The organism is Rhodococcus sp. IEGM 1307 (assembly GCF_030056915.1).
GTDB classification, from domain to species: Bacteria; Actinomycetota; Actinomycetes; order Mycobacteriales; family Mycobacteriaceae; genus Rhodococcus_F; species Rhodococcus_F opacus_D.
This window is the reverse complement of record NZ_JASHKW010000001.1, coordinates 728,932-755,252: the sequence shown is the minus strand read 5'-3', so window position 1 is coordinate 755,252 and position 26,321 is coordinate 728,932. Positions and strand designations below refer to the sequence as shown.

Below are 26,321 nucleotides of genomic sequence, written 5' to 3'. Positions count from 1 at the left end.
CATCTCACTGGGAGAGACAGAAGACATGGGCCATTACAAGAGCAACGTCCGCGACCTGGAGTTCAACCTCTTCGAGGTACTCGGTCTCGAGCAGCCGCTGAGTGAAGGCGTGTGGGGCGATCTCGACGCCGACACCGTCCGCAACATGCTCAGCGAAGTTGCCCGCCTCGCCGAGGGACCGCTGGGCGAGTCCTTCGCCGACGCCGACCGCAACCCTCCGGTCTTCGACCCCGAAAACCACACCGTCACCCTGCCGGAATCGTTCAAGAAGTCGTTCCGCGCACTGTGGGACGCCGAGTGGTACCGCATGGGACTCTCCGAGGAGATCGGCGGCGTACCCGTCCCCCGGTCCGTCGTGTGGGCCATCGGTGAGCTGATCCTCGGCGCCCAGCCGGCCGCGCACATGTACCAGGCCGGACCCGCGTTCGCGGACGTGCTGTTCCACAACGGCACCGAAGAGCAGAAGAAGTGGGCCGCCACCTGCGTCGAACGCGGCTGGGGCGCCACCATGGTCCTCACCGAACCCGACGCCGGCTCCGACGTCGGCGCAGGCCGCACCAAGGCCATCAAGCAGGACGACGGCTCCTGGCACATCGAGGGCGTCAAGCGGTTCATCACCTCCGCCGACTCCGACGACCTGTTCGAGAACATCTTCCACCTGGTCCTGGCCCGCCCCGAGGGCGCAGGCCCCGGCACCAAGGGACTGTCGCTGTTCTTCGTCCCGAAGACGCACTTCAACTTCGAGACCAACGAATTGGGCGAGCGCAACGGCGTCTTCGTCACCAACGTCGAGCACAAGATGGGCCTGAAGGTCTCCGCCACGTGTGAGGTCACCTTCGGCGGCCACGGCATTCCCGCCCAGGGCTGGCTCGTCGGCGAGGTCCACAACGGCATCGCGCAGATGTTCGACGTCATCGAGCACGCCCGGATGATGGTCGGCACCAAGGCCATCGCCACCCTCTCCACCGGCTACCTCAACGCCCTCGACTACGCGAAGGAACGCGTCCAGGGCGCAGACCTCACGCAGATGACGGACAAGGCCGCGCCGCGCGTCACCATCACGCACCACCCCGACGTCCGTCGCGCCCTCGCCATGCAGAAGGCGTACGCGGAGGGCCTGCGCGCCGTGTACCTGTACACCGCGGCGCATCAGGACGAGGCCACCGCCAAGCTGGTGTCCGGCGCCGACAAGGACCTCGCGTTCCGCGTCAACGACCTGCTGCTCCCCATCGTCAAGGGCGTCGGTTCCGAGCGGGCGTACCAGTACCTGACGGACAGCCTGCAGACCTTCGGTGGCTCCGGCTTCCTGCAGGACTACCCGATCGAGCAGTACATCCGCGACGCCAAGATCGACTCGCTGTACGAGGGCACCACCGCCATCCAGGCGCAGGACTTCTTCTTCCGCAAGATCGCCCGCGACCGCGGTGTGGCACTCGCCCACGTCGCAGGCGAGGTCAAGAAGTTCATCGACAGCGAGGCAGGCAACGGTCGCCTCAAGGCCGAGCGCGCCCTGCTCGCCACCGCCCTCGAGGACGTCCAGACCATGGCCGCCACCCTCACCGGGTACCTCATGGGTGCGCAGGAGCAGCCGTCCGAGCTGTACAAGGTCGGCCTCGGTTCCGTCCGCTTCCTGATGTCCGTCGGCGACCTGCTCATCGGCTGGCAGCTCCTCCGCCAGTCCGAGATCGCGATCAAGGCCCTCGACGAGGGTGCCTCCGACAAGGACAAGGCGTTCTACGAGGGCAAGGTCGCCATCGCGTCCTTCTTCGCGAAGAACGTTCTGCCGGAACTGACCGCCACCCGCAGCATCGTCGCCAACATCGACAACGACATCATGGAGCTCGACGAAGCAGCGTTCTGATCGGCTTCAGACGGCCCGGCGGCCGGGGTAGCTCCCCGGCCGCCGGGCTTTTTCGTGTCCCGACCATGTGGACTCCGGCACTCTTTCCCGGTCGACGCACCCCTTTTCGGCTCCCATAGGTAGTGCGCGAGCCGAGAGAGAGTGCGGGAGTTGTCCACAAGCCTCAGTTCATCCACAGCCGGGTCCTTCGGACCGGATTCTTCAGGCGGCTCCGGCGAGAATCGTTCCCATGGAACATGACCCGGGGGCGATGCTGCGACGCCAGGAGGCGTTGGACCGCGGCTACAGCGACGACGAGATCCGACGCCTGTACACACGCGGCGAATGGCAGCGCATCGGGCGCGGCGCATATCTCTCCGCGTCGATGTACTCGGCGCTCGGCGAGGAGGAACGTCATCGCTTCCTCATCGACTCGACAATTCACGCCGTGTCGGACGACGCAGTGCTCAGCCACCAATCCGCGGCCGTCGTGTACGGGCTGCCGTTGTGGAAGACGCCCCTCGACCGCGTGCACGTCACCAGAAACCGACGCGGAGGTGGCCGGATCAAGCGGCGGACCACGGTGCACTGCGCGCCCATCGGAGAGCGTGTGGCAGTGGTGGACGGGCATTCGCTGACCCTCCCGGTGCGGACCCTCATCGACCTCGCGAGAACTCTGCCGTTCGAGCAGGCCGTCGTGGTGGGTGACGCGGCCGTCCGGAGGTTCGGCATCAGCCGAGACGACCTGGACGCCGAACTCGCCCGCGCTGCGCGTCGTCACGGTGTCGATGCGGCGCGGAGGGTCGTCCGCTTCGTGAGCGGGCACAGCGAAAGCGTCGGTGAATCTCGAAGCCGGGTCATGTTGTCGCGTGCCGGGCTGCCCGCCCCGTCCCAGCAAGGCGAGGTGTTCGAACCCGGCGGGCGCCGAATCGGACGCGTCGACTTCCACTTCGACGGCATCGTGCTCGGGGAGTTCGACGGACGCGTCAAGTACGGACGGCTGCTGAAACCCGGGCAATCCCCCGGCGACGCGGTCTTCGCCGAGAAGCAACGCGAGGACGCGCTGCGCGACCTCGGATTCCAGGTGGTGCGGTGGATCTGGGACGACCTCGGGTCACCGCGGCTGGTGGCGGAGCGTGTCCGCCGCGCGATCGCGCGTGCCGGGTCGCCACGGGGCTGGGTGACGCAGGCACCGCTCCCGTCCGCCCAGCGGCTTACGGTGCGGTCGCTGTAGTCGCACCCTTTCTCGGTTCGCGCTCTACTTTTCGGGCCCGAAAAGCGGTGCGCGAACCGAGAAGTGGTGCGACTACTCGCCGTCGTTCGGATTCGGCTTCGGGGTGGTGGGCTTCGGGCTTTCCGCCGGGGCGGAGGGGGCCGGCGAGGCGGCGGGGGTGCGCTCGTCGGGTTTGGGTGCGGCGGCGGGTTCCTCGCACTTGACGATCGGGACGGGGTCGTAGCGGACCGTCCTGGTGTTCCGGGAGATTTCCTGACCGGTCGCGTGATCGGAGATCACCCGGGTGTCGCTGGCGGTGAATCCCGGTGCGCCACTGGAGGCGATGCAGTGATCGCCGGCGGGCAGGGTGACCGTGTCGGGCTCCGTCGGCTTGGTCCGGTTACCGGTGATCGACTCGACGTCGACCGTCTTGGTTCCCCAGAACCGGATGGTCAGATCCGAGGCGCCGCCGATGGCCTGGATCATCACACCCGTCTTGGCGGTGTTGCGGAACTGCAGGTCGATGGCGCCTTCGAAGACGGTGGCCTCACGCGCCTCGGGGTAACGCGAGATGTAGTACGAGTGCTCGGTGTGCGCGACGTCCTCCATGCCGGCGAAATACGCGGCGTTGTAGAGCGTCGTCGCCACCTGGCTCACACCGCCGCCGACCGCGGTGTCCGGGCGACCGTTGTTGATGATGCCCGACTCCACATAGCCCTGGGCCGTGCCGCGCGGGCCGGTGTACCCGTTGAGGGAGAACGTGTCGCCCGGCTTGATGAGCGCCCCGTTGATCTCACTGGCGGCGAGCCGGATGTTGGTACCCGACGCGGCAGAGAAGCCGCCGGTCGTGAACTCGCCGATCACTTCCTTCACGCCGAGCGCCTGCGCGGCCTCCGTGGTGAGGGCGGGCGGGACAGGTCCGTACACCGCGGCAGTGGCGTGAGAACCGTTGCCGCGCAACAACTCGGGCAACGTCTCCAACGTCTTGGGCCACTGCACCAGGTCGCCGACGACCGCGGGGGCGACGGCGGGCGATCCGCCGTCGAGCGTGATCGTCGCGTCCTTCGGTGCGATCTCCGTCGAGACGAGCTGCGGCGCCAGGATGCCGATCGCAGCCTCGATGTTGTAGGTGGGCTTCAGCCCACCGTTGCCGTCCGGTTCGAAGCCGACGATGGCACCGATCTGCTGACGCGCCGCGGTCGCGACCTTGCCGTCACGACCGGTCACCACCAGATCGGCGGAGGCAGCGGGCACCGCCACCTCGGCGAGCGCCCGCTGGACGCCTTCCTTCGTCACCGTCACGGGCACGACGTCGACAGGCAGGTCCACGGTCCGGCCGAACGCCCATTCCTCGGTCAACGCCGCCTCGGCGCCCTCGCCGTTCAGGTTCTGCCCGGTCGACGGGTCCACCGGAACCGGGGTCGGGCCCTCGAACACGACGGTCCCCTCACGGGACGCGCGATCGGTCTCACTGCGGAGGCCGTCGACGGCGGAGGCCAGCGCGGCCTCGTCACGGGTCGACACCACACCGATCTCGTCGGTGGTGAAGAACGACGTGAGCCTCGTGAACGGGTTGAGCGGCTGCGAATCGGCCCGGTCGAGGGTGGCCTCCCAGTCGACACCGAGCCCGGCGGCCGACGGAACGAGTTGCGTCGACACGTCGCCGGCAGTCACCGTCAGCGGCTGATCGGCGCGCGGGCCGACCTGCGCCTGCAGAATGGCCTCGGCCTCCTCGCGGGACGAACCGCCCACGTCGACGCCTGCCACCGTCACCCCGCGCGGGACGTTCCCGGAGGACACCGCGAGGTCCGCGGCGTACGCGATGCCGATCAGGGCGATCACACCACCGGTGACCGCTGCGATCTTCACCCAGGGAGCACGGGCAGGTTTGGTCGGTTCCGCGGACGGCTCGGCGGGCGCGGAAGTTTCCGGTGCCGGCTGCGGCGGGACCTGCGCCGCGGCAGCCGGAGCCACCACGGTCGGCTCGTCCGCCGGTGTGGTGTACGCCGCCGTGGGCCCGGGGACAGGTCCCGGCGGAATCGCGGGGATCACCTGCGTGACGTCCTCGTTGGCCGGGGGCTCCACCCACAACGGCGCGTCGGGAGCCTGCTCCTCGGAGCGTTCCCCGAGGTCACCGAGGTTCAGCTGCGCCGTCGGGGCGTCGTCGGCACTCGGCTGTTCCGCCTGATCCTCGAGAGCCGGGGCATCGTCGACGGCCGGAGCGTCCTCGGGAGCCGGAGCGTTTTCGGGTTCCGGGGCATCGTCGGGAGCGGGGACCTCGGCGGCCGGGTCGGCCACATTCTCGGGTTCGACACTCTCGGGCGTCGCGGAAGGGTCCGGCGTCGACCGTTCGGGTGCCTTGCTCCCCTTGTCGCCGTCTTCGTCGTTCACCGTGGCCCTCTCACCGAGTTGTCCTTCGTGCGGGCCTCAGCTTGCCGTCGGTGCTCGTTGCATTTCAAGCGCGATCCGATCCGAGCGAGGCCCGGTCGAGACCCCCACGTCAGCGTACCGGCCGCCGGAAATGCAAGAGCCCCGCGCTGCTGCCAGGTCGGGGGTCAGGCAGCAACACGGGGCTGACAGGGATATCGCCAGCTAATCTCCAGCGTTACACCTGTCGGAAAAGATTTCGGGGATCCGGCCACCCCTCGTTGCCGGATCCCCGCTCGCACTGCGCGCACGCTGGCCTTTCCGGTCTCCCAGCTACCGGAAAGGCCAGTCGGATCACGCCTCTATGATTGCCGTCACACCCTGGCCGCCGGCGGCGCAAATCGAGATCAGGCCGCGGCCCGAGCCCTTCTCCGCCAGCATCTTGGCGAGCGAGGCGACGATGCGGCCGCCGGTCGCGGCGAACGGGTGCCCCGCCGCCAGCGAGGACCCGTTGACGTTGAGCTTGCTGCGGTCGATGGACCCCAGTGCGCCGTCGAGGCCCAGGCGTTCCTTGCAGTACTCGTCCGATTCGAACGCCTGCAGCGTCGCCAGCACGACGGACGCGAACGCCTCGTGGATCTCGTAGTAGTCGAAATCCTGCAGGGTGAGGCCGTTGCGGGCCAGCAGGCGCGGGATGGCGTACGTCGGCGCCATCAGGAGCCCGTCCTTGCCGTGGATGTAGTCGACGGCCGCGGTCTCGGAGTCGACGAGATGCGCGAGCACCGGAAGCTTGCGCTCGGCGGCCCATTCGTCCGTGGACAGCAGGACTGCGGACGCGCCGTCGGTGAGCGGGGTGGAGTTACCCGCCGTCATCGTGGCGTCGCCCGCCTTCACCCCGAAGACCGGCTTCAGCTTGGCCAGCTTCTCGGCGCTGGAGTCGGGCCGCAGGTTGTCGTCGCGGGTGAGTCCGAGGAACGGCGTCACCAGGTCGTCGAAGAATCCGCGGTCGTAGGCGGCGGCCATGTTCTGGTGGCTGGCGGCGGCGAGTGCGTCCTGGTCCTCGCGGCGGACGCCGAATTCCTTGGCCGTGATGGCGGCGTGCTCGCCCATGGACAGCCCGGTGCGGGGCTCGCCGTTGCGGGGGATCTCGATGCCGAGCATGGACGGGCGGACGTTGCCGAGGAGCTTGATGCGGTCGCCGGTGCTCTTCGCGCGGTTCAGCGACAGCAGGAACTCGCGGAGTTCGTCGTTGACGCCGATCGGCGCGTCCGACGTGGTGTCGACGCCGCCGCCGACACCCGCATCGATGCGGCCGGCCGCGATCGCGTCACCGACGGCGACGATCGACTGCAGTCCGGTGCCGCAGGCCTGCTGCAGGTCGAAGGCCGGGGTGTACGGGCTGAGGGCGCTGCCGAGGACGCATTCGCGCATCAGGTTGAAGTCGCGGCTGTGCTTGAGCACGGCGCCGCCCGCGACGAGGCCCAGCTTCTCGCCCTGGAGGTTGAAGCGGCTCACGAGGCCGTCGAGGGTGGCGGTGAACATGTCCTGGTTGGACGCCTGCGCGTACTTCCGGTCGGAGCGGGCGAACGGAATGCGGTTTCCGCCGACGATCGCGACGGGACGCTGCTGCTTTCCGCCTGGCTTCGGCGCCGCTGCGGAGTTCGAGTTGGTGCGAGCTTTGCTGGTCACTGACGTCTCCAAGGATCTGGTGCGATTACCTGTTGGCTACTATTCTTACTCAGGAGTAAGTTACTTGTCGACACCGCACTTCACTCGGTGCTCGGTGACTGACCGCCAAACGACGACAGAAGGTAGGACCGTGGCAGCCAGCAAGGGAGCTCCCGACCTCTATTCCCAGTTCCTCTCATCCGCACCCGGCGCATTCATCGCCGCGAAAGCAGGACTGCCGCGACCCGAGAACCTGCGGCGATACAAGCACGGCGAACCGCCGCTCGCCGGCCCGGTCCTCATCGGCGGCAAGGGCCGTCTCGTCGAGCCGTTGCGCGAACTGCTGTCCGACTATCCCGCCGCGGGATCGGGTGACGACACGTACGGCGCATTGGTGTTCGACGCCACAGGCATCGGTTCGGTCACCGAACTCGAGCAGTTGTTCGAGTTCTTCCAGCCGGTCGTCCGCAACCTCGCGCCGTCCGCGCGCGTCGTCGTCATCGGGACCACCCCCGAGGAGACGTCCGGCGTCGACGAGCACGTCGCCCAGCGCGCGCTCGAGGGCTTCACCCGCAGCGTCGGCAAGGAGGTCAAGCGCGGCGCCACGGCGCAGCTCGTCTACGTCTCGCCGAAGGCATCCGCGGGACTGTCGGGTCTCGAATCCACGCTGCGGTTCCTGCTGTCGGCCAAGTCCGCGTTCGTCAGCGGCCAGGTCATCCGGGTCGGCGCCGAGGATTCCGTCGCACCCGCCGACTGGGACAAGCCGCTCGACGGGAAGGTCGCCATCGTCACCGGTGCGGCCCGCGGCATCGGCGCGACCATCGCCGAGGTCCTCTCCCGCGACGGCGCGCACGTCATCTGCGCCGACATTCCGGCCGCCGGTGAGGCGCTGTCGGAAACCGCCAACAAGGTCGGTGGCACGTCCCTCGCCCTGGACGTGACCGCGGACGACGCGGCAGACAAGCTCGCCGAGTTCGTCCTCGAACGGCACGGCGGCGCGGACATCATCGTCCACAACGCCGGCATCACCCGCGACAAGACCCTCGCCAACATGGACGAGGGCCGCTGGAACATGGTGATCGGTGTCAACCTCCTTGCACCGCAGCGCATCACCGATGTCCTCGTCGCCAAGGGTGCACTGAAGGAAGGCGGCCGCGTCATCGACGTCTCCTCCATCGCCGGTATCGCGGGCAACCGGGGCCAGACCAACTACGGCACCTCCAAGGCCGGTGTCATCGGACTCGTGCAGGCCTCGGCGCCGGTACTCGCGACGAAGAAGATCACGATCAACGCCGTCGCACCGGGCTTCATCGAGACGGCGATGACCGCGGCGATCCCCTTCGCCACCCGCGAGGCCGGACGTCGGATGAGCTCCCTGCTGCAGGGCGGCGAGACCGTCGACGTCGCCGAGACCGTGGCCTACTTCGCGAGCCCCGCGTCCAACGCCGTCACCGGACAGATCGTCCGTGTCTGCGGCCAGAGCCTGCTGGGGGCGTGATGTCCGGCAAGGTCGTGCAACTCACGGAGAAGCCGGGCACGCTCGACATCTACACCCGGGCCGTGCGCAGCGCGCTGCCGGTCATCGGCGCGAGCGGGCACAGTGCCCCGGACACGACGCTGGTCTTGAACGGGGTGCGCGTCGACCCCGACAACCTGGCGGCGTACGACCGGGTGACGGGGTTGCGATTCGGCGACCACCTGCCGCTGACGTACCCGTTCACGCTGGTGTTCCCGGTCGTGATGAAGCTGATGGTGTCCGACGGTTTCCCCTTCCCCGCCATCGGTTCGGTGCACGCGGAGAACGTCATCGAGCAGTTCCGTCCCATCTCGGTGATCGAGCCCCTGGACGTGTCGGTGCACGCGGAGAATCTGCGTGAGCACCGCAAGGGACTCCTGATCGACGTGATCAGCGAGATCCGGGTCGGACGCGAACTGGTGTGGAAGCAGACGTCGACCTTCCTGCGTCAGCAGAAGACGTCGCTGTCCGGTCAGCCCGGCCCCGAACCGAAGGCCGAGGAGGAGCCGCCGCGTCCGCTGCGGACGCTGCGGGTCGATCAGAAGACGATCGGCAAGTACGCCGCGGTGTCCGGTGACCGGAACCCGATTCACGTGTCGACGTTGGGCGCCAAGGCTTTCGGATTCCCGAAGAGCATCGCGCACGGCATGTGGAGTGCTGCCGCCGTCCTCGGGTCGGTGGAGGGCCGGATCCCGGACGCCGTCACGTACAGCGTGCGCTTCGGCAAGCCGATCCTGCTGCCGTCGACGCTGAACGTGTACGCCGATCAGACCGGCGACGGCTGGGATCTGTCGATCAAGCACCCGAAGAAGGGGTACCCGCACCTCACCGCGACACTGCGCTGACGGGGACGAACGGGACGTTCGTTCGATCTGACCGAACGAACGTCCCGTTCACTCCGGCTTCTTCTTGCCCGCGAGGCCGCGCCACGCCAGGGATTCCAGCAGATCGGCGGCGGCGTCGACCTCGATCTCGCCGCCGGCGACGCGGTCGGCCACGGCCTCACCCGCACCGACGAGGGCGATGGCGATCAGTTCGAAATCCTGTCCAGGCTGGGGATCCTTGGTGCTGGACTCGAGCAGGTGCGCGGTCAGCTCGATCAGCCGGTCGCGGCTCGACTGCACCGACCCCACGAACGCCTGCTGCCCCATCGCCTGGCGATACAGCACCATCCACGACTTGCGGTGCTTGCCCACGAATCCGAGAAACCCTTCGAGGGCCCGGCGCAGCTGTTCGCGCGGACTCAGCCCCGGATCGCCCGCCGGAGCGAGCGCCTCGACGAAGCGCAGGCCCTCGCGTTGGATGCACGCCGCGAACAGTTCGTCCTTGGAACCGTAGTAGAGGTACAGCATCGGCTTCGAGATTTCCGCCTTGGCCGCGATCGCGTCCATGGACGTTTCGTGAAAACCTCTGTCGGAGAAGACGTCGACAGCAGCGTCGAGCATCTGCTGCTCGCGCACTGCGCGCGGCAGTCGCTTGGTGCCGCCGGCCATTCGTCCTCCATCATCGTCGAACCCGCTATCTTACTCTACGGTAATAAAGTGGGCCCGACCGGCGGACGAGAAGAATACCAGCACCCGGTCGCGGACTCCGCACTAGCAGGCGATGACGCCCTTGGCGCGCGCGACGGTCAGGACCGCCTCGTCGACACGCTGCTGCGGCAGCTTGCCCGAGGCCACAACGCTTTCGAGGTGATCGAGCACCCGCGGGACGTCGTCGGTGGTGAGCCACAGGGCGACATCGACACCGGATTCCAGCGCGGTCTCGACGGCGACGGTGATGTCGTAGCGGTCGGTGATCGCCTGCATGCCGCTGAGGTCGTCGGTGAAGATCGGCCCGGTGAACGGCGGCGCCCCGTATCCGGTGCCACCGCGCAGCAGCGCCACGGCGTCGGGACTGATGCTGGCGGGAATCCCGGGTGCGGTCAGACCCGGCACCTCGAGGTGGCCGAGCATGACGCCGACACCCGTGGACACCAGGTTCCGGAACGGGACGAGGTCCTTCGTCTGCAACTGCTCGAGCGGCGGGGTGGTGACGGCCCCGGTGTGTGAGTCGCCGGACGCCGATCCGTGTCCGGGGAAGTGCTTGATGACGGGCAGGATTCCCGCGTCCCGCATTCCGCGCGCATACGCGTCGGCGTAGCGGGTGACCACGGCGGGATCGTCGGAGTAGGAGCGGTCGCCGATCACGCTGTCGTCCGGCTGGCTGCTCACGTCCACGTCGGGGGCGAAGTTCACGGTGACACCGAGGTCCTTCAGTCCGCGACCGCGCTCTAGCGCCATCTGGTACGTCTGTTCCTCCGTCATCGTGGCTGCGGTCTGCCGGGCGGACGGATCGGCACCGAGCAGGTTCTCGACGCGCGACACGCGCCCACCCTCCTCGTCGATCGTCACCATCAGGGGCAGCGACGACGCCGACGCCACCTGGGGAATCTCACGGTTCGCGAGCATGGACTCGTCGGTCCAGCTTCCGACGAAGATGCCGCCGATCTGCTCGTCACGGACCACCTGAGCCGCATCCGCCGTGCCGGTCACTCCGACGTTCAGCAGCTGAGCGAGCTTGCGCCGCAACGGCAAAGACTGCAGGAACTCCGTCTCGCACGACGCCGGCGCGGCGGCGGGCGCTGCGGTGCCGGTGTGCGACGCCGGCTCGACGGAGGACGGCGACGGTGTCGCCGACGACGACTCCGCGACCGTCCCGCCACCACCCGACGAACATCCGGCGACGAGGCCGGTACAGGCAGCGAGCGCGAGTGCATACTTGATCCGCATGGGTTCGACGGTAGCCCAGTTCGCCGTCGGCACCCCCGCGGCAGGCGCCGAATCGACGACCGCTGCCGCCCGTCTTGGTAATCTGGACACAGAGGAAGCCCGTACTCAGGAGGTCGTAGTGCCCGGTGGTTTGATGTTGATCGCCTACGACGGATCCGACAACGCCAAGCGTGCGGTGGAGTGCGCAGGTCGTTTCCTCGCCTCCAATCGCGCTGTGCTGGTGACGGTGTGGGAGCCGATGGTCCGTCAGGCCGCCCGCATGTCAGGTCTGTCCGGTGTGATGCAACCCGAGTGGGTGCCCGACGAGGAGACCGAGGACGTCGCGTTCTCCGACGCCAAGGTCACCAACGAAGAGGGTGTCCAACTCGCCGAGGCCGCGGGACTCGCCACCGAGGGTCGCTGCATCGAGTGCACCAGCACGATCTGGACGGCCATCGTCGAGACGTCCGACGAACTCGCGGTCGACATCATCGTCACCGGCACCCGGGGCACCACCGGCCTGCGGTCGTTGCTGCAGAGCAGCGTCGCCGACCACGTGTTGCGCCACAGTCACCGCCCGGTGCTGATCGTGCCTCCCGGGAAGTAGTCCGGACGCCCGACTACTGTCGGGTGACCATGGACGGCTTCCTTCTCTCCCGCGCCGACCGGACGTTGCGTACGTCCGGTGCGCGGCACGGGTACGACACCGCGGCAGCCGCTGTCGCGGCCCTCGCGAACGGTGACACCGAGTTGATCGTCGGAGCGCTGCCGTTCGATCCCCAGCGTCCTGCCGCGCTGACCGCCCCGGAATCGTGGGAGTTCACGGACGGTCCGTGGCGGCCCGGCACCGTTCCCGACCTCCCGCCCGTACGCCTCACGCGACAAATCCCCGACCCCGCCGAGCACGTGGCTCGGGTGCGGTCCCTCGTCGACCGCCTGCGCGAGGGCATCCTCGGCAAGGTGGTGGCCGCACGCAGCGTGACCCTCCGTTCGGACACCCCTATCTCCGCAGAAGCGTTGGCCGCGAGAATGATTCACCAGAATCCCACCGCGAACGGGTTCGCCGTCGACCTCTCCGCGGCCGGCGAGGGCTTCCGCGGACGCAGCCTCGTCGGCGCCAGCCCCGAGGTGCTGCTCAGTCGGCGCGGGCGACGCGTCACCTGCCGTCCCCTCGCCGGAACAGCCCCGCGGCGCGCCGATCCGGAGGCCGACGAGAAGGAAGGTCGCGGCCTCCTGGAGTCCACGAAGAACCTGGCCGAGCACGCGTTCGTCACTGCCTGGATCAGGGAGGTCCTGGCGCCGCTTTGCACCGAGTTGACCGTCCCGGACTCCCCGGTTCTGACGAGCACGCACGAGGTGTGGCATCTCGCGACCCCCATCGAAGGCGTGCTGCGCGACGCGTCGACCAGCGCTTTGAGCCTGGCCACCCGGTTGCACCCGACCCCCGCGGTGTGCGGCACCCCCACCGACCTCGCCCTCGCGACCATCCGGGACGCCGAGGAGGATCGGCGGTTCTACGGCGGCGCCGTCGGGTGGTGCGACGGCGACGGCGACGGCGACTGGGTGGTGGCCATCCGCTGCGCCGAGATCGCCGCGGACGGACTCGAGGCACTGGCGACGGCGGGCGGGGGCATCGTCGCCGAGTCCGACCCGGAGTCCGAACTCGACGAGACGACCACCAAACTGCGCACGCTGCTCCGGGCGCTCGGCGTGCAGCAGAGCCTGTGAACTGCAGAAACGGTGGCCCACGAGCACCAATCAGCAGTTCGGCGGCCCGTGGGTGATACCTTGACCCGAGCAATTCGTACGCGGGAGTAGCCGTGTGCGTCGATGGCACGACGGTGGGAGATGTCTGATGGGGAAGTTCCTTGTGCCCGGTGTGGTCAGCGCCGTGGTCGGTGTCGCTCTCGGCACCGTGGCGACGCTCGGCATCACCGCAGCCGCACAGGACAACACGCGTCCCGAGATCGACCGCAGCGGCAACGCGGATTCCTCGCTCCTGAACCAGGTTGAGTACGGCAGCCGCTGAGAGCGCCGGCTCAACAAGTTCCCGCACTTCCCCCGAGTCGGCGGCCATGTCGTCCATGGCGCCCTCGGCGGAGCCTCTGTCACGGCGGTGGCTGTTCGGCGCCTCTGTCGTAGCGTTTCTTCTCGCGTTTCTCCAAACCCCCGGCCGGCTCGCCGCTGACACCAAGTACGACCTGTCCCAGAATCCGATCGGATTCCTGGAACGGGCCGCGCATCAGTGGAGCAGCCAGGCCCCCATGGGCCAGGTGCAGAACCAGGCCTACGGCTACTTCTTTCCGCACGGCGCGTTCTTCGCGCTCGGCGACGTCCTGAGCGTCCCGCCGTGGATCACCCAGCGGATCTGGTGGGCCCTGCTGCTCGTCGCCGGATTCTGGGGCATCGTCCGTCTCGCCGAGGCGCTCGGCGTCGGCAGCCGCTCGTCCCGCGTCATCGCCGGTGTCGCGTTCGCGTTCTCCCCCCGTGTCCTCACCACCCTCGGTTCGATCTCGTCGGAAACCCTCCCGATGATGCTGGCGCCGTGGGTTCTTCTGCCCGTGGTCGTCGCCCTCGCCCATGTGAGTGACAAAGCGTCCCGGGACACACGGTGGCACTCACCTGCACGGCTGGCGGCCCAGTCGGCGCTCGCCGTCGCGTTGATGGGTGCGGTGAACGCCGTCGCGACCGTCGCCGCGTGTCTCGTCGCAGGTCTGTGGTGGATCGCGCACCGGCCGAACCGTCGGTGGTGGGTGTTCACCGCCTGGTGGTTCCCATTCCTGGCACTGGCCACGCTGTGGTGGATCGTGCCGCTGCTACTGCTCGGCAAAGTGAGCCCGCCGTTCCTCGACTACATCGAGTCGTCCGGGGTGACCACGCAGTGGACGTCCCTCGCCGAGATCCTCCGCGGCACCGACAGCTGGACGCCGTTCGTCTCCCCCGAGCGCATCGCAGGCGCGGTCCTCGTCACCCAGCCCGCCGCGGTCGCGGCGACCGGGCTGATCGCCGCCGCCGGTCTCGCCGGACTGTGCATGCGGTCGATGCCGGCCCGCGGTCGCCTCACCCTGATCCTGTTCGTCGGTGTCGCCGGACTCGCGGCCGGGTACATCGGCGAACTAAGCTCCCCGTTCGCCGAGCAGGTGCGACTGTTCCTCGATTCCACCGGGGCACCCCTCCGGAACGTCCACAAACTCGAGCCGCTCGTCCGACTGCCCCTCGTGCTCGGGCTGGCGCACCTGCTGGCGAAGGTGCCGCTGCCCGGGTCCGTGCCGGTCGCGCGGTGGCGCAGCGCGTTCGCGCACCCCGAGCGCGAACCGATGGTCGCGGTGACGAGCCTGGTGCTGGTCGCCCTCACCCTGGCGACGTCGCTGGCGTGGACGGGCAAGCTCGCACCGCGGGGCACGTATTCCGAGGTCCCCGACTACTGGCAGCAGGCCGCCTCGTGGCTGGAGGACAACGCCGGGGGCACGAGCCCCGACGGTTCCGACGCGGAGCGTGCGCTTGTGGTGCCGGGCGCACCGTTCGGCAGCCAGCTCTGGGGTCTCACCCGCGACGAGCCGATGCAGGCGCTGGCGTCCACGCCGTGGGCGTCCCGCGACGCCGTCCCGCTCACCCCGCCCGGCACCATCCGGGCCATGGACTCGATCCAGCGGCTGATCACGGACGGCCGCCCGTCGGATGGCATGGCGCAGACCCTGCTCGGCCAGGGCATCCATTACCTCGTCCTCCGCAACGACCTCGACCCCGAGACGTCGCGGTCGACGCGCCCACTGCTCGCGCACCAGGCCGTTACCGGCTCGCCCGGATTCACGCAGGTCGCGGAATTCGGCGAGGACATCGGTCCCGGCGATGTCGAAGGCCTGGTGATCGACAGCGACCTGCGTCCCCGGTACCCGGCGATCGAGATCTTCGAGGTGTCGATGCCGGACGGTTCGCCGACGACGAGCGGGCCGTACACCGCGAACCTCGACGGCATCCCCCGGGTGCAGGGCGGGCCCGAATCGCTGCAACGCCTGCGGGAGAACGGCGCCCTGCCCGGAGCCGGACCGGTATTGCTGGCCGCGGACGCGACGCGCGCCGGACTACCGGTCGACGACGTCACCGTCACGGACACGCCCCGGAACCGGGAAACCGATTACGGCCAGGTCGACAATCACAGTTCGGCACTGCGCACCCCGGACGACGCCCGCCGCACGTTCAATCTCGTCCCCGACTATCCGGTGGCGGACACCCCGCTGGTGGAGGGGCAGTGGGAGGGCGCGACGCTGAGCGTGTCGAGTGCGGCGTCCGACGCCACGCAACTCGGCGGCACCTCCCCGGCCAGCAGCGCCGCCGCGACCGTCGACGGTGACCCGGCGACGGGCTGGTTCAGCAACGGCATCGAGCGGGCGCTGGGCCAGTGGCTCCAGATCGACTTCGACACCCCACTCACGAGTTCTCTGCTGCACATCACGACCAGCCCGGCGGCGATCGGCGCCCCCGTCCGCTGGATGGAGGTGTCGACCCCCAACGGCAGCACGGCCGTGAAGGTGGATGCCCCGGGCAAACCGATCGCCGTGTCCGTTCCCGGCGGTGTCACCCCGTGGGTGCGGATCACCGCGACCCGAACCGAGAACGGTTCCGCGGGAACGCAGTTCGGCATCAGCGAGGTGTCGGTCGAGGACTTCTCCCAGCGTGACGCCCCGGTAACCGTGCCGATCCGGTACCGGACCGTGTTGCCTTCCACTCCTCAGGGTGCGTCCGTCTCGGGTTGGGATCTCAGCCAGGAACTCCCCGGCCGCAACTCGTGCGCCGAGTCCCCGGACCGCGTGCGGTGCAGTAACGCCTTCGTCCTGCCGCCCGAGGAGGTCGGCACGTTCGAGAGAACGTTGTCGGTGCCCGAACCCACCGCGGTCACGCCGCAGCTCGTGCTGCGGGCACGGCATGGCGCACCACTGGAAGAGATTCTCACTCAACGGGATTCGCCGTCCGCCCATGGGACCAGCAACATCACCGACCTTCGTGGGTCGGCGTTCGCCGCCACCGACAACGATCCGCGTACCAGCTGGTCGGCGAAGCAGGACACCACCAGCGGCAAGGGCGCGAAACCGACCCTCACGATCGACCTTCCCCAACCCACGCTGGTCACCGGCCTGCAACTGACGCCCAGCGCGGGCGCCGTGCCCGCCGCCCCCGACCGGGTCGCCGTCGACCTCGGGAACGGACCGCAGGTGCGCGACGTCGACGAGGACGAGGACGAGGACGACGGGACCGTGACGGTCGAACCCCGGGTGACCGACCGGATAGTGCTCAGCCTCGTGTCCTGGAAGAGCACCCTCGATCAGAACGCGCTGGGTTTCGCCCAGCTGCAGCCGGCGGGCCTCGCCGAGGTCGGGGTGCTGGGCGAGGACGGCGTCCTGCTGCCCGGTTCGGGTCCGGCCGACGACGCCGGCGCCCGCCCGGTGACGGTGCCCTGCGAGGAGGGGCCGGTCGTGACGATCGGCGGGCAGCCGGTGCGCACGAGCGTCACGGCAACCGTCGGGCAAGTGCTCTCCGGTGACCCGGTTCCCGCAACCCTCTGTGACACCCCCGGCCCCGTCCCGCTGGGAGCCGGATCCCAGGACGTGACCGTCGACCCGGGGTCGGCGTTCTTCGTCGACAGTCTCCGCCTCGACGCCGGACCGCAGGCCAAGGCCGTTCCGACCGAGCAGGTGTCGACCACCGCATGGACGGAGAACCACCGGGAACTCACGGTGCCCCGCTCGGACGCCGAGCGCGTCGTCGTCGTCCCCGAGAGCACCAACGTCGGCTGGGTGGCCACCGCACCGGACGGCAGCGAACTGACACCGATCGTCGTGGACGGCTGGCAGCAGGGGTGGATCCTGCCCGCGGGAACCGAGGGGACGGTGACCCTCGACTTCCCCACCGACCACTGGTACCGCCTGGGGATCTTCGGCGGTCTACTCCTGCTGATTCCGCTGATCGCCGCCGCACTGTGGCCGCGCCGCGCACGCGAGCGCGATCCCGGCCCGGCACCGCGGACCTGGGGCAGCGCGACGGTCGGGTGGCTGGGAATCCTCGCTGCCGCCACCGTGATCGGTGGTCCCGTCGGCGCGGCGACGACGGTCGTGGTGACGCTACTGGCCGTCACCCTCGTCCGCCTACGCGGAACCGCCACCACCGCGCGCGTGCTGGTGGGGGTCGCCGGAGCGTCGACGATGCTCGGCATGGCGATGCTCTCCACCGGCCCGTGGCGCGCACCCGGCGGGTACGTGGGGCACTCGTTCCTCGTTCAGTTCCCGCTGCTGCTGGCGCTCGTCGCCACCGGGCTGGCGGTGCTGCCGCTCGGACGGTCCGTGCTCCTGGCGCGCGCCTCCCAGCGCTTGACGGCGCGGCGAGCAGGTTCCTCCACCAACGCGTAACTGGCCGACGCGACCGCGACGCTCATCACGGTCGTGAGGAACAGGATGTAGACGAAGTGGCCGGTGAACGGAACGAGCCCGAACACCGGAAAGACGATCGACAGCACCGCGAGGTGCCAGATGAAGATGCCGTACGACCAGCGGCCCACTGCGAGAGCGAGCGGACTCGCGAGGTAGCGGTGGGTGGACGTGTCGGACAGCACCAGCGGGGCCATCAGCGCGAAGCTGATGACGGCGCCGAGCGCCATCTTGACGGCGTACTGCCACGGTTCGGGACGCACCAGCCCCTCCGGGCCGGCCAGATCGGTCGCGGTGAGCGCGAATGCCACTGCGGCGACGAGAAACATCCGGACGCGATGATGCGCCCAGCGGTGCATTCGCCCGGGCGGACTCACCGCCAGCTCGGCGAGCAACATCCCGGCTCCGAACCAGGGCAGGTACCCCGGTAACCAGTTGTCGTGATGAATGCCACCCGGCGTCGACACCGGCACGAATGCCCACGTCAGACTCACCGCGATCAACGCGAGAATCGCCGGAACCCGCAGCCGCGCAGCCGGACCCCGCAACCGGACCAGCGCGAACGCCAGCAGCGGAAGCACCAGGTAGAAGGCCACCTCCACCGACAGACTCCACATCTGGGTCAAACCGTCGGTGAGCGTAAGGGGCACGAACACCTGCACGAGACCGAGATTCGCCCACCACGTGCGGTAACTCGCGTTCGCGGTGGGCAGGAACGTCAACACCACCGCCACGGCGACCCAGTACGCGGGCAGGATGCGCGTCGCCCGCGAGATCCAGTACCGGACGATTCCCTGGGCGGGGCCCATCCCCCGCGCCGCCCCGGCATGGCTGCGCCACAACAGGAATCCGGACAGCGCGAAGAAGACCGCCACCGCCAGATCGAATCGTCCCCAGATGCGCCCGAGAACGGGCACGTGCGTCGCACCGGTCTGGAACGCGACGTGCGTCACGAGCACCCCCAGCGCCGCGAGACCGCGCATTCCCTCGAGTGCGGGAATGAAACTGCGCGGCGGTGCGGTCGTGCTCGTGGTGGTGGCCGAGGTGCTCATCACCAACAGTGTGCCTGGTCCGGGGGCTGTGACGGAAAACTCCGTTCGAGTCACTTCGCTGGCGAACGGCCGATGCGTTTACTATCCGATGGGGCAAATGCGCATTCGAGACTGTTAGTGTTTTGCCTCACGTGGTGTCGATGTGGGCTCCATGCGATCCGTGCAGCCGTGCTGCCGGTGGGGGAATCTCAATCGACAGAATTGGGTTAGGAGAGAAAGCATGGCGGAGCGCTCAGGGCCGAGCCGGATACTTGCTTGCATTCTGGTGGGCCTCGGTGCCTTCCTCTTGGCCGTCGCCATTCTCATTCCCACCTACACGGTGGGCAAATTGGAGAAGACGCCCTTGGACCTCGAAGTGACCACGATCGCCGAAGGTTCCGGCAGCGTGCTCAACTCGCAGGCTCTTCTCGCAGGCAAGGCCGAAGTCAACACGAACGTTCCACTGGTGTCACAGCGCTACGTCACCACCGAAGACCCCGCGGACGCGGACGTCGTCACTCTCCAGGCGGGGCAGACGCTGCGTCGCACCGACAAGCAGGGCGACACCGGACTGCTGTCCGCGATCGTCGACCGCAACACCGTCGACCGCAAGACGTCGATGCCGACCAACGACCCGGTGGGCACCATCCAGACGCAGCCCAACCAGCCTGCCGAGGAAGTTCCGCGCGACGGACTGCAGTACAAGTTCCCGTTCAACTCGGAGAAGCAGAGCTACCCCTACTTCGACCTGAACGCGCGCGCCACCCAGGACATCAACTTCGTCGAGGAGACGGAGATCAACGGCCTGAAGGTGTACCACTACAACCAGACGATCGAACCGGTCGACTTGTCGAAGGTGGTCAGCTCGCCCACCAACAAGCTGACGCTGCCCGCCGAGGCGTGGGGCGTCCCCGGTGGCACCCTCCCCGTCACGATGACCCGCTGGTACACCAACGTGCGCGACCTGTGGGTCGAGCCCGAGACCGGTGTCGTCGTCAAGGGCCAGGAGCAGCTGCACCAGTACTACGCCCGCAACAAGGACAAGCCGGAGATCGACGTCCTGAAGGTGGAACTGCCGTTCAACGAGCAGACCATCGAATACCAGGTCCAGCAGGCCAAGGACGGCATGGACAAGATCAGCACGTTCGGTCGCACCGTGCCGATCATCGCCGGCATCCTCGGTGTCATCGCACTGATCGCGGGACTCGTCCTGGGTCTGCGCGGCGGCAAGGGCAGGCAGCCCGCGCACACCGCCGGCGACGACTACCCGCCGAGCGACGGTGGCCGCCACGTCGACCTGGACAAGTCGGAGGCTCCCACCGAGCAGCACGACTGGACCACGGACAAGACGGAAGAGATTCCCGTGCAAGATCCGCGCAGGTACGACGAGCGCTAGACGTAAGGAGCCGGACGCCACGTAGTCCGGTGCGAAGGGGACCTCGGTAGTGCACCGAGGTCCCCTTCGTCGTTCCCGGGGGCGGCCCGTGCGGTGTCGCCCGATGTCACAGGCGGCTCGTCGGACCGCCCGGATGTCAGATCGGGCGCGGGGCATCGCGCCGCGCGCTGCGCACGGCGAGGACGCTGGCGACCAGTGCGGTGCTCGACGCGACCGTCACGGCGACGGCGATGAACTGCCCGATCGTGGACGCGAGGGTCAGCATGCCGGTCATCTCGACGGCGAAGCCGATCCAGGCGATCACGGCGAGGTGCGTCCGCTCCCCCGCGATGGCGGACAGCAGGGCGCCCTGCAGGACGGCCAGGCAGGCACCGTGGAGCGCGAACAGCCACAGCAGCGACTGGACGGGCTGGTATGCGTCGCCGACGAGAAGCGGGACGAGGGGGGCGGCCACCGCGACGGCCGCGACGAGGACCGCGCCGAGTCCGACGAGGACGGCGAGCGCCGACCGGATCGCCTGGACGGAGTGCGCGGGATTCGCCATCCGCGGATAGAGCACCACCCCGACGGCCTGCGGCAGCCAGAACGCGGCCTTGGTGGCGACGGCGCCCAGCGCGTACAGGCCGGCGTCGTCGTTGCTGAGCACGATCCGGGCGATCACCAGGTCCATCGACGACAACGCGATCAGCGCCAATTGCACCTGCGACGCCTTCAGCACGGCCGCGACGCCGATCCGGATGCTCGACTCCCCGGTGATCGCGGAATCGGCGAACAGGCGCGCACACAGGGCCACCAGCCCCGTGCCGACCGCACTCGCGGCGAGGGCGAGGCCCGGCCCGGCGCCGACGGCCAGAACCACGACCGCGGGTACGACCTTCGCGATACCCGCGGCCGCGAGGACGACGCTGAGCGGACCGAACCGTGCCGCGCCCTGCAGCAGTCCCTGCTCGGTGGCGAGCAGGACCAGGACGGGCGCCGTGATGAGCGCCGAGAACGTGGCGAGCATGCCGGTGTCGAGGGCCCACGACACGAGGGGGGCGAGCAGCATCGCGGCGACCGCGACGATCACCGCGCAGCGGTACCCCAGCAGGCGGACCGCGTGGGCTCCCTTGCCCCGGACCACCTCGCGGGCGACGACGGTCTGCAGCGCGAGAGCGGGGACGGCGAGGACGAGTTGGGCCGCGAGCAGGCTCGCGAACTCCCCGTAGCCGGCCGGGCCGAGCCAGCGGCTCGCCGGCAGATGCAGCAGGTAGGACGCGATGTTCGCGATCATCGAGCCCGCCGTCACCATCGTCACCCCGGCGACCGCCGAGCTGGTGAGGGTCTGGCGTGGCATGCGCCCCATGATGCACTACGTGCCCTGCGAGCCGGGTCGATGCACCACGTATCGTGACGGCCCATGACCGCCCGGCGCCGAGCATCGTTCGTCGCGCCGGTCTACAGCCTCCTTCTGGCGTTGCTGATCCTCGGGCCGCTGCTCGGTCCGGGCTATCTGCTGTTGCGGGACGCGGTCAGCACTCCCCGCTCGTATCTCACCGACTCGGCGCTCGGCCTCACGGACGCCGCCGCGCGGGCCGTGCCGCAGGACGCTCTGCTCGCGACGCTGAGCGTTTTCGTCGACGGCGGCCTGGTGGTGAAGGCGATCCTGCTGCTGGCGCTGTGGGCGGCGGGCTGGGGTGCCGCCCGGATGGTCCGCACCGTCCTGCCGACGGCGGGGCTCGGACCGCAGCTCGTCGCCGCGACGGTGACGGTGTGGAACCCGTACGTCGCCGAGCGACTGCTGCAGGGGCACTGGAGCCTGCTGACCGGGTACGCGGCGCTGCCGTGGACGGTGTGCGCGGCGGTCGCGATTCGACGGGGTCACCGCCGGGGGTGGTTCGCCCTCGCGGCCTGCCTCGCCGCGGCCGGTCTGACACCCACCGGGGCGTTGCTCGCGGCGGTGACGACGGTGGCCGTCCTCGCGCTCCTCGGCGGACGTTCGGCCGCGTGGCTCCGGGTGACGGGCGCGCTGGGCCTGTTCGTCGTCGCGAGCGCGCCGTGGCTGGCGGCCACGGCACTGGGCGGCGGCGGCGGGGACGGCTCCGATCCCGCAGGGGTCGCGGCGTTCGCGGCGCGCGCCGAGCCGGGGCTGGCGACCCTGGGCAGTCTCGCCGGACTCGGCGGCGTGTGGAACGAGACCGCCGTCCCGGACACCCGGACCACACTGTTCGCCCTCGTCGGAACGGTCCTGCTGCTCGGGGTCGTCTTGTGCGGACTCCCGGCGCTGTGGCGGCGGCGACGGCATCCCGTGGTGGCCGCACTGACAGCGCTCGGGCTGGTGGCGGTGCTGCTGCCCACACTCGGCGCGACCGCGTGGGGACTCGACGTCGGCCGCTGGCTGGTGCAGAACGTCCCCGGCGCCGGATTGCTCCGGGACGCGCAGAAGTGGGTGGCGCTCGCGGCGCCGCTGTATGCGCTCGCCGCCGCGGCCGCGGTGCTGCGACGCCCCGGCACGTGGTCCGTCTCGGCCGTCCTGGTCGTGCTGCTCGCCCTCCCCGACCTCGCGTGGGGCGTCGGGGGCGCGCTGCGCCCGGTCCACTATCCGCCGTCGTGGGAGCAGGTGGCCGCCGAGGTGGCGCACGAGTCGGACAGCGGGGACGTCGCCGTGCTGCCCACCGGCATGTTCCGCAAGTTCTCCTACAGCGGTGCCGCTCCCGTCCTGGACCCCGCCCCGAGGATGCTGCCGGAGGACGTGCTGCAGACGGGCGAACTGGTGGTGGCCGGTGGCACGGTGACGGGCGAGGGGTCCCGGGCGCAGCAGGTGGAACGGGTGCTGCTCACCGGCGGTTCCGCCGCCGAACTCGCGTCGCTGGGCGTCCGGTGGGTCCTGGTCGAGCGCGACACGCCCGGGCCGCGCGGCGAATCCGCGACCACCCTGGCCGGTCTGGAGCGACAGTTCTCGGACGGGCATCTGGAGCTGTACCGCGTCGGCGGCGACGTCGCGCGGCACGAGGCGTCCGACCGGGCGCGTGCGACGGTGGTCGCGGCCCACGTGCTGTGGGCGCTGCTGCTGGCCGGCGGTCTACTCGGCGCGGGCGTGCTCGAGGCCCGGACGCGCCAGCGCCGGCGACACCAGCCCTGACGTCCGCAGGCCCGCGGCCGTGCCCGCCAGCACCTCGTGGACGCCGTTACCGGTGTGCTTCCAGGAGAACTCACCCGCGCGGACCCGCGCCTTCTCCCCGAGGACCATGCGTGTCTCGGGGTCGAGCAGGAGGGCGTTGACGGCCGCGGTCAGTTCGCCGACGTCGGCCGTCGCCGCTTCCGCACTGCCGACCAGAACACCGGTCACGCCGTCGACGATCGAATCCGTCAGCCCCTTGGAACTGCGGTAACCGACGGTCGGGACCCCGTGCTGTGCGGCCTCGATGACGGCCAGACCCCAGCCCTCCTTGCGGGACGGCATCACGTGCACCCAGGACTGCGACAGCAACTGGTGCTTACGGGTTTCGTCGACGTGCCCGTGGAACGTGACGGCGTCGCCGATGCCCAGTTCGTGCGCGCGGTCGCGGAGATTCTGCTCCCACCAGCCGCCACCGATGACGTCGAGGTGCACATCGGCGATCGTGGGACGCAACGCCGCGACGGTCTCGAGGGCGTCCTCGATCTGCTTGTGCGGCACCAGCCGGGACAGGACGCACACACTGGGGTGCGCGGTCCGGGTGTCGGTGCCGCCGATGTCCACGCCGACAGGAATGTCGTCGGCGCCGTTGCGCACCACCGCGATCCGTTCGCGCTCGACACCGAGTTCGACGAGTTCGTCGGCGGACGGCAGCGACACGGTGAGGTACTGGTCGTCCCGGTGGGTGCGCGGCGACAACCGTGATTCCACCCACCAGCCGATCTTGCCCATCAACCGGCCCGCCACGGGCCACTGCTCGCGATGACAGTGATGCACGAGCAGCGTCACGGGTGCACCGGCGACGACGCGGGAGAAGAACGGGATGCCGTTCTGGGTGTCGATGACGGCGTCGGGCCGGATGCCTCGCAGCGGTCCGAACCCGAGCCGGCCCGCGGCGATCGCGGCGAGGGCGCGGGGGTAGACGCTGTACCGTCCGCCCGCCCGGCTGATCTCGATGCCGTCGACGGTCTCCTTCTTGGCGGCGCCGCGGTAACCGGCGGTGCGGAGGGTGACCTTGATTCCCCGCGCCGCGAGCTGGGCGCCGACCTCCTCGAGGTACCGCTCACTGCCGCCACCCTGCGGGTGACCGGTGTCGCGCCAGCAGAGCAGCAGAACCTCTCGCACGTTCATATACTCCTGTGGTCGGTGCGGTACATGTGGTCTCGGGGCGGGACGGTCCGCGCTGTAGTCCCCGAACACCCTATCGGTCGCGTTCCACCGGATGTTGCAGCCACCGCGAACGGATTGCGGCCCCGGCGGCTGCACTCGCTAAGGTTCAGTCTCGTGACGACGCCTCCCGTGACCCGGCGATTCGGTCGACGGGCAACCCTGAAGCGGTCGTTCGGCCTGCTCAGCGACTTCCGGCACGAACAGACCGCACCCGACCTGTTCTACGGCACCCTCGCCCGCGACTCCGTCGAACTGATCGGTGACCTGTACGGCGGTCTCACCGACTCGGATCTCACCGGGACGACGGTCCTGGACGTCGGCGGCGGCCCCGGTTACTTCGCGGACGTATTCCAGCGGGCCGGCGCCCGGTACGTCCCGGTGGAGCCGGATCCGTCCGAGATGCATGCGGCTGGCCTTGCCGTGGGCGGCGCGGTCCGCGGGTCGGGGTTGGCGCTGCCGTTCCGGACGTCGTCGGTGGACATCTGCTTCTCCTCCAACGTCGCCGAGCACGTCAGCGAACCGTGGGCAATGGCGGACGAGATGGTCCGGGTGACGAAACCAGGCGGCCTGATCGTGCTGTCGTACACGTTGTGGTGGGGCCCGTTCGGCGGCCACGAGACCGGGCCGTGGCATGCACTGGGCGGTGAGTACGCCGCCCGCCGCTACCTGCGCAAGAACGGCCGAGAACCCAAGAACCGCTACGGTGTCTCGCTGTTCAAAGTGGGTGCGGCCGACGGGCTTCGGTGGGCCCGGCGTGCCCCGGACGCGGACTTCCTGGCGGCCTTCCCCCGCTACCACCCGCGCTGGGCGTGGTGGATGGTGCGAGTCCCCGGACTGCGGGAGTTCCTGGTGAGCAATCTCGTTCTCGTGATGCGGAAGCACTGACCGTGGTCGCGCTGGCTCTCGACATCGGTGGCACCAAGATGGCCGCCGGGATCGTCGACGCGGCCGGCACGGTGCCGCATCCGGCGACCACCCCCACGCCGGAGACCGGCGTCGCGGACGCGTGCGCCGCGCTGCTGCGCGAGGTTGCGGGAGCGGCGACGATCACGTCGGTCGGCATCGCGTGCGCGGGACCGGTCGACACGGTCGCCGGCACCGCGTCACCCATCAACATCGACGAGTGGTCGGGCGGATTCGGCCTGGTCGGCTTGGTGCAGGTACTTTTTCCCGGCGTCCCCGCGAGGCTGGCGATGGACGGTGCCGCCGCCGCTCTCGGCGAGCATCACCACGGTGCCGGGCGCGGTGCCCCCGACCTGCTGAGCCTGGTCGTGTCCACCGGCATCGGCGGCGGAGTGGTCCTCGGCGGCCGCATCGCCACCGGCCGGACCGGAAACGCAGGTCACATCGGTCACCTGGTGGTCCCCGGCGGAACCGAGCCGTGCACGTGCGGCGGGGTGGGGTGTCTGGAGACGGTGGCGAGCGGACCGTCGTCCGTGCGCTGGGCCCGCTCCCGGGGATGGCGCGGCACGACGGGCGTCGAATTGGCGAGGGCCGCCGCGGACGGGAACGACGTCGCCGTGGCCGCCTTCGACCGCGCGGGGACCGCACTGGGCCAGGCCATCGCGTCGGCCGCGGCCCTCCTCGACGTCGATCTCGCGGTGATCGGTGGCGGATTCGCGCAGGCCGGACCCCCGTTGTGGGACCCGATGCGCAGGGCCGCCGCCCGCCACGCCCGGTTGTCGTTCGTCGCGAATCTGCGGGTGGTCCCGGCGGAACTCGGCGCCTCCGGAACCCTCGTCGGGGCGGGAGTGCTGGCCGCCGACGAGGGCTGACGCAGCGGGATCTCCTCAC

The 26,321-nt window shown here is 69.6% G+C and carries 18 protein-coding genes and 1 pseudogene; 12 read left to right on the top strand and 7 right to left on the bottom strand.

What is annotated here, in order from left to right:
• The first annotated feature begins 25 nt into the window (after positions 1-25).
• Positions 26-1,861, top strand: coding sequence for an acyl-CoA dehydrogenase (locus QM841_RS03240; RefSeq protein WP_005243698.1), 1,836 nt, complete (start codon positions 26-28; stop codon positions 1,859-1,861).
• A 229-nt stretch (positions 1,862-2,090) separates the two neighbouring features.
• Complete coding sequence (locus tag QM841_RS03235; protein ID WP_283330889.1) at positions 2,091-3,074, top strand: hypothetical protein; 984 nt, start codon at positions 2,091-2,093, stop codon at positions 3,072-3,074.
• 72 nt (positions 3,075-3,146) lie between these two features.
• Here QM841_RS03235 and QM841_RS03230 read toward each other — a convergent pair whose 3' ends face one another.
• Positions 3,147-5,444 carry a VanW family protein gene (locus QM841_RS03230; RefSeq protein ID WP_283330888.1) on the bottom strand — a complete coding sequence of 766 codons (2,298 nt, stop codon included), beginning with the start codon at positions 5,442-5,444 and terminating at the stop codon, positions 3,147-3,149.
• A gap of 330 nt (positions 5,445-5,774) precedes the next feature.
• A complete protein-coding gene (locus QM841_RS03225; RefSeq protein ID WP_005575008.1) occupies positions 5,775-7,109 on the bottom strand; it encodes an acetyl-CoA C-acetyltransferase in 1,335 nt (444 codons plus the stop codon).
• Between the two features lie 130 nt (positions 7,110-7,239).
• On the opposite strand from QM841_RS03225, the gene QM841_RS03220 reads away from it, so the two are divergent.
• Together QM841_RS03220 and QM841_RS03215 are read left to right on the top strand one after the other, a co-directional pair.
• Positions 7,240-8,586, top strand: a complete 1,347-nt coding sequence (locus tag QM841_RS03220) for a 3-oxoacyl-ACP reductase (RefSeq protein WP_283330887.1) — start codon at positions 7,240-7,242, stop codon at positions 8,584-8,586.
• Positions 8,586-9,449 (top strand): MaoC/PaaZ C-terminal domain-containing protein, encoded by an 864-nt coding sequence (locus QM841_RS03215; RefSeq protein WP_283330886.1) that lies wholly within the window; start codon positions 8,586-8,588, stop codon positions 9,447-9,449. Before QM841_RS03220 ends, QM841_RS03215 begins: the two co-directional genes overlap by 1 nt.
• Before the next feature lie 48 nt (positions 9,450-9,497).
• On the opposite strand, the gene QM841_RS03210 is transcribed toward QM841_RS03215, so the two are convergent.
• Together QM841_RS03210 and QM841_RS03205 are read right to left on the bottom strand one after the other, a co-directional pair.
• Positions 9,498-10,097 carry a TetR/AcrR family transcriptional regulator gene (locus tag QM841_RS03210; protein WP_280780642.1) on the bottom strand — a complete coding sequence of 200 codons (600 nt, stop codon included), beginning with the start codon at positions 10,095-10,097 and terminating at the stop codon, positions 9,498-9,500.
• 102 nt (positions 10,098-10,199) lie between these two features.
• Entirely contained in the window at positions 10,200-11,375 is a 1,176-nt protein-coding gene (locus QM841_RS03205) for a glycoside hydrolase family 3 N-terminal domain-containing protein (protein ID WP_283330885.1), read from the bottom strand.
• A gap of 118 nt (positions 11,376-11,493) precedes the next feature.
• On the opposite strand from QM841_RS03205, the gene QM841_RS03200 reads away from it, so the two are divergent.
• The 4 genes from QM841_RS03200 to QM841_RS43150 all read left to right on the top strand — a co-directional run bounded on the left by QM841_RS03200 (position 11,494) and on the right by QM841_RS43150 (position 17,755).
• On the top strand, positions 11,494-11,961 hold the full coding sequence (locus QM841_RS03200; protein WP_005243718.1) for a universal stress protein: 468 nt from the start codon (positions 11,494-11,496) through the stop codon (positions 11,959-11,961).
• Positions 11,962-11,990: 29 nt separating this feature from the next.
• A complete protein-coding gene (locus QM841_RS03195; RefSeq protein ID WP_283330884.1) occupies positions 11,991-13,082 on the top strand; it encodes an isochorismate synthase in 1,092 nt (363 codons plus the stop codon).
• Positions 13,083-13,209: 127 nt separating this feature from the next.
• Positions 13,210-13,383, top strand: coding sequence for a DUF2613 domain-containing protein (locus QM841_RS03190; RefSeq protein ID WP_005258546.1), 174 nt, complete (start codon positions 13,210-13,212; stop codon positions 13,381-13,383).
• Between the two features lie 46 nt (positions 13,384-13,429).
• Positions 13,430-17,755: an alpha-(1->3)-arabinofuranosyltransferase domain-containing protein gene (locus tag QM841_RS43150; RefSeq protein ID WP_349307381.1), complete on the top strand. Its 4,326-nt coding sequence runs from the start codon at positions 13,430-13,432 to the stop codon at positions 17,753-17,755.
• 23 nt (positions 17,756-17,778) lie between these two features.
• Here QM841_RS43150 and QM841_RS03180 read toward each other — a convergent pair.
• Positions 17,779-18,825 (bottom strand): annotated as a pseudogene (locus tag QM841_RS03180) (acyltransferase family protein); the annotation flags it as partial.
• A gap of 220 nt (positions 18,826-19,045) precedes the next feature.
• Between QM841_RS03180 and pgfA the strand changes: the two are divergent.
• Positions 19,046-20,200: a cell envelope lipid trafficking protein PgfA gene (gene pgfA, locus QM841_RS03175; RefSeq protein ID WP_283330882.1), complete on the top strand. Its 1,155-nt coding sequence runs from the start codon at positions 19,046-19,048 to the stop codon at positions 20,198-20,200.
• Positions 20,201-20,336: 136 nt separating this feature from the next.
• Here pgfA and QM841_RS03170 read toward each other — a convergent pair whose 3' ends face one another.
• Positions 20,337-21,536, bottom strand: coding sequence for a polysaccharide biosynthesis protein (locus QM841_RS03170; protein ID WP_283330881.1), 1,200 nt, complete (start codon positions 21,534-21,536; stop codon positions 20,337-20,339).
• 63 nt (positions 21,537-21,599) lie between these two features.
• Here QM841_RS03170 and QM841_RS03165 point away from each other — a divergent pair, with 63 nt between their 5' ends.
• The gene (locus QM841_RS03165) at positions 21,600-23,321 is read left to right on the top strand and encodes an MmpA family trehalose lipid delivery protein (protein ID WP_283330880.1); all 1,722 of its coding nucleotides are present in this window, start codon (positions 21,600-21,602) and stop codon (positions 23,319-23,321) included.
• Here QM841_RS03165 and QM841_RS03160 read toward each other — a convergent pair.
• Positions 23,262-24,482, bottom strand: coding sequence for a glycosyltransferase family 4 protein (locus QM841_RS03160; protein WP_283330968.1), 1,221 nt, complete (start codon positions 24,480-24,482; stop codon positions 23,262-23,264). The genes QM841_RS03165 and QM841_RS03160 overlap by 60 nt on opposite strands.
• 174 nt (positions 24,483-24,656) lie before the next feature.
• Between QM841_RS03160 and QM841_RS03155 the strand changes: the two genes are divergently transcribed.
• Both QM841_RS03155 and QM841_RS03150 read left to right on the top strand, forming a co-directional pair.
• Positions 24,657-25,412, top strand: coding sequence for a class I SAM-dependent methyltransferase (locus QM841_RS03155; RefSeq protein ID WP_283330967.1), 756 nt, complete (start codon positions 24,657-24,659; stop codon positions 25,410-25,412).
• A 2-nt stretch (positions 25,413-25,414) separates the two neighbouring features.
• A complete protein-coding gene (locus tag QM841_RS03150; RefSeq protein ID WP_283330879.1) occupies positions 25,415-26,302 on the top strand; it encodes an ROK family protein in 888 nt (295 codons plus the stop codon).
• Positions 26,303-26,321: the final 19 nt, after the last annotated feature.

Excerpts from the sequence above, each read along its gene's own strand:
- QM841_RS03240 (WP_005243698.1), top strand. The coding sequence starts at position 26 with ATGGGCCATTACAAGAGCAACGTCCGCGACCTGGAGTTCAACCTCTTC.
- QM841_RS03235 (WP_283330889.1), top strand. The coding sequence starts at position 2,091 with ATGGAACATGACCCGGGGGCGATGCTGCGACGCCAGGAGGCGTTGGAC.
- QM841_RS03215 (WP_283330886.1), top strand. The coding sequence starts at position 8,586 with ATGTCCGGCAAGGTCGTGCAACTCACGGAGAAGCCGGGCACGCTCGAC.
- QM841_RS03210 (WP_280780642.1), bottom strand. The coding sequence starts at position 10,097 with ATGGCCGGCGGCACCAAGCGACTGCCGCGCGCAGTGCGCGAGCAGCAG.
- QM841_RS03205 (WP_283330885.1), bottom strand. The coding sequence starts at position 11,375 with ATGCGGATCAAGTATGCACTCGCGCTCGCTGCCTGTACCGGCCTCGTC.
- QM841_RS03195 (WP_283330884.1), top strand. The coding sequence starts at position 11,991 with ATGGACGGCTTCCTTCTCTCCCGCGCCGACCGGACGTTGCGTACGTCC.
- QM841_RS03190 (WP_005258546.1), top strand. The coding sequence starts at position 13,210 with ATGGGGAAGTTCCTTGTGCCCGGTGTGGTCAGCGCCGTGGTCGGTGTC.
- QM841_RS43150 (WP_349307381.1), top strand. The coding sequence starts at position 13,430 with ATGTCGTCCATGGCGCCCTCGGCGGAGCCTCTGTCACGGCGGTGGCTG.
- pgfA (WP_283330882.1), top strand. The coding sequence starts at position 19,046 with ATGGCGGAGCGCTCAGGGCCGAGCCGGATACTTGCTTGCATTCTGGTG.
- QM841_RS03170 (WP_283330881.1), bottom strand. The coding sequence starts at position 21,536 with ATGCCACGCCAGACCCTCACCAGCTCGGCGGTCGCCGGGGTGACGATG.
- QM841_RS03165 (WP_283330880.1), top strand. The coding sequence starts at position 21,600 with ATGACCGCCCGGCGCCGAGCATCGTTCGTCGCGCCGGTCTACAGCCTC.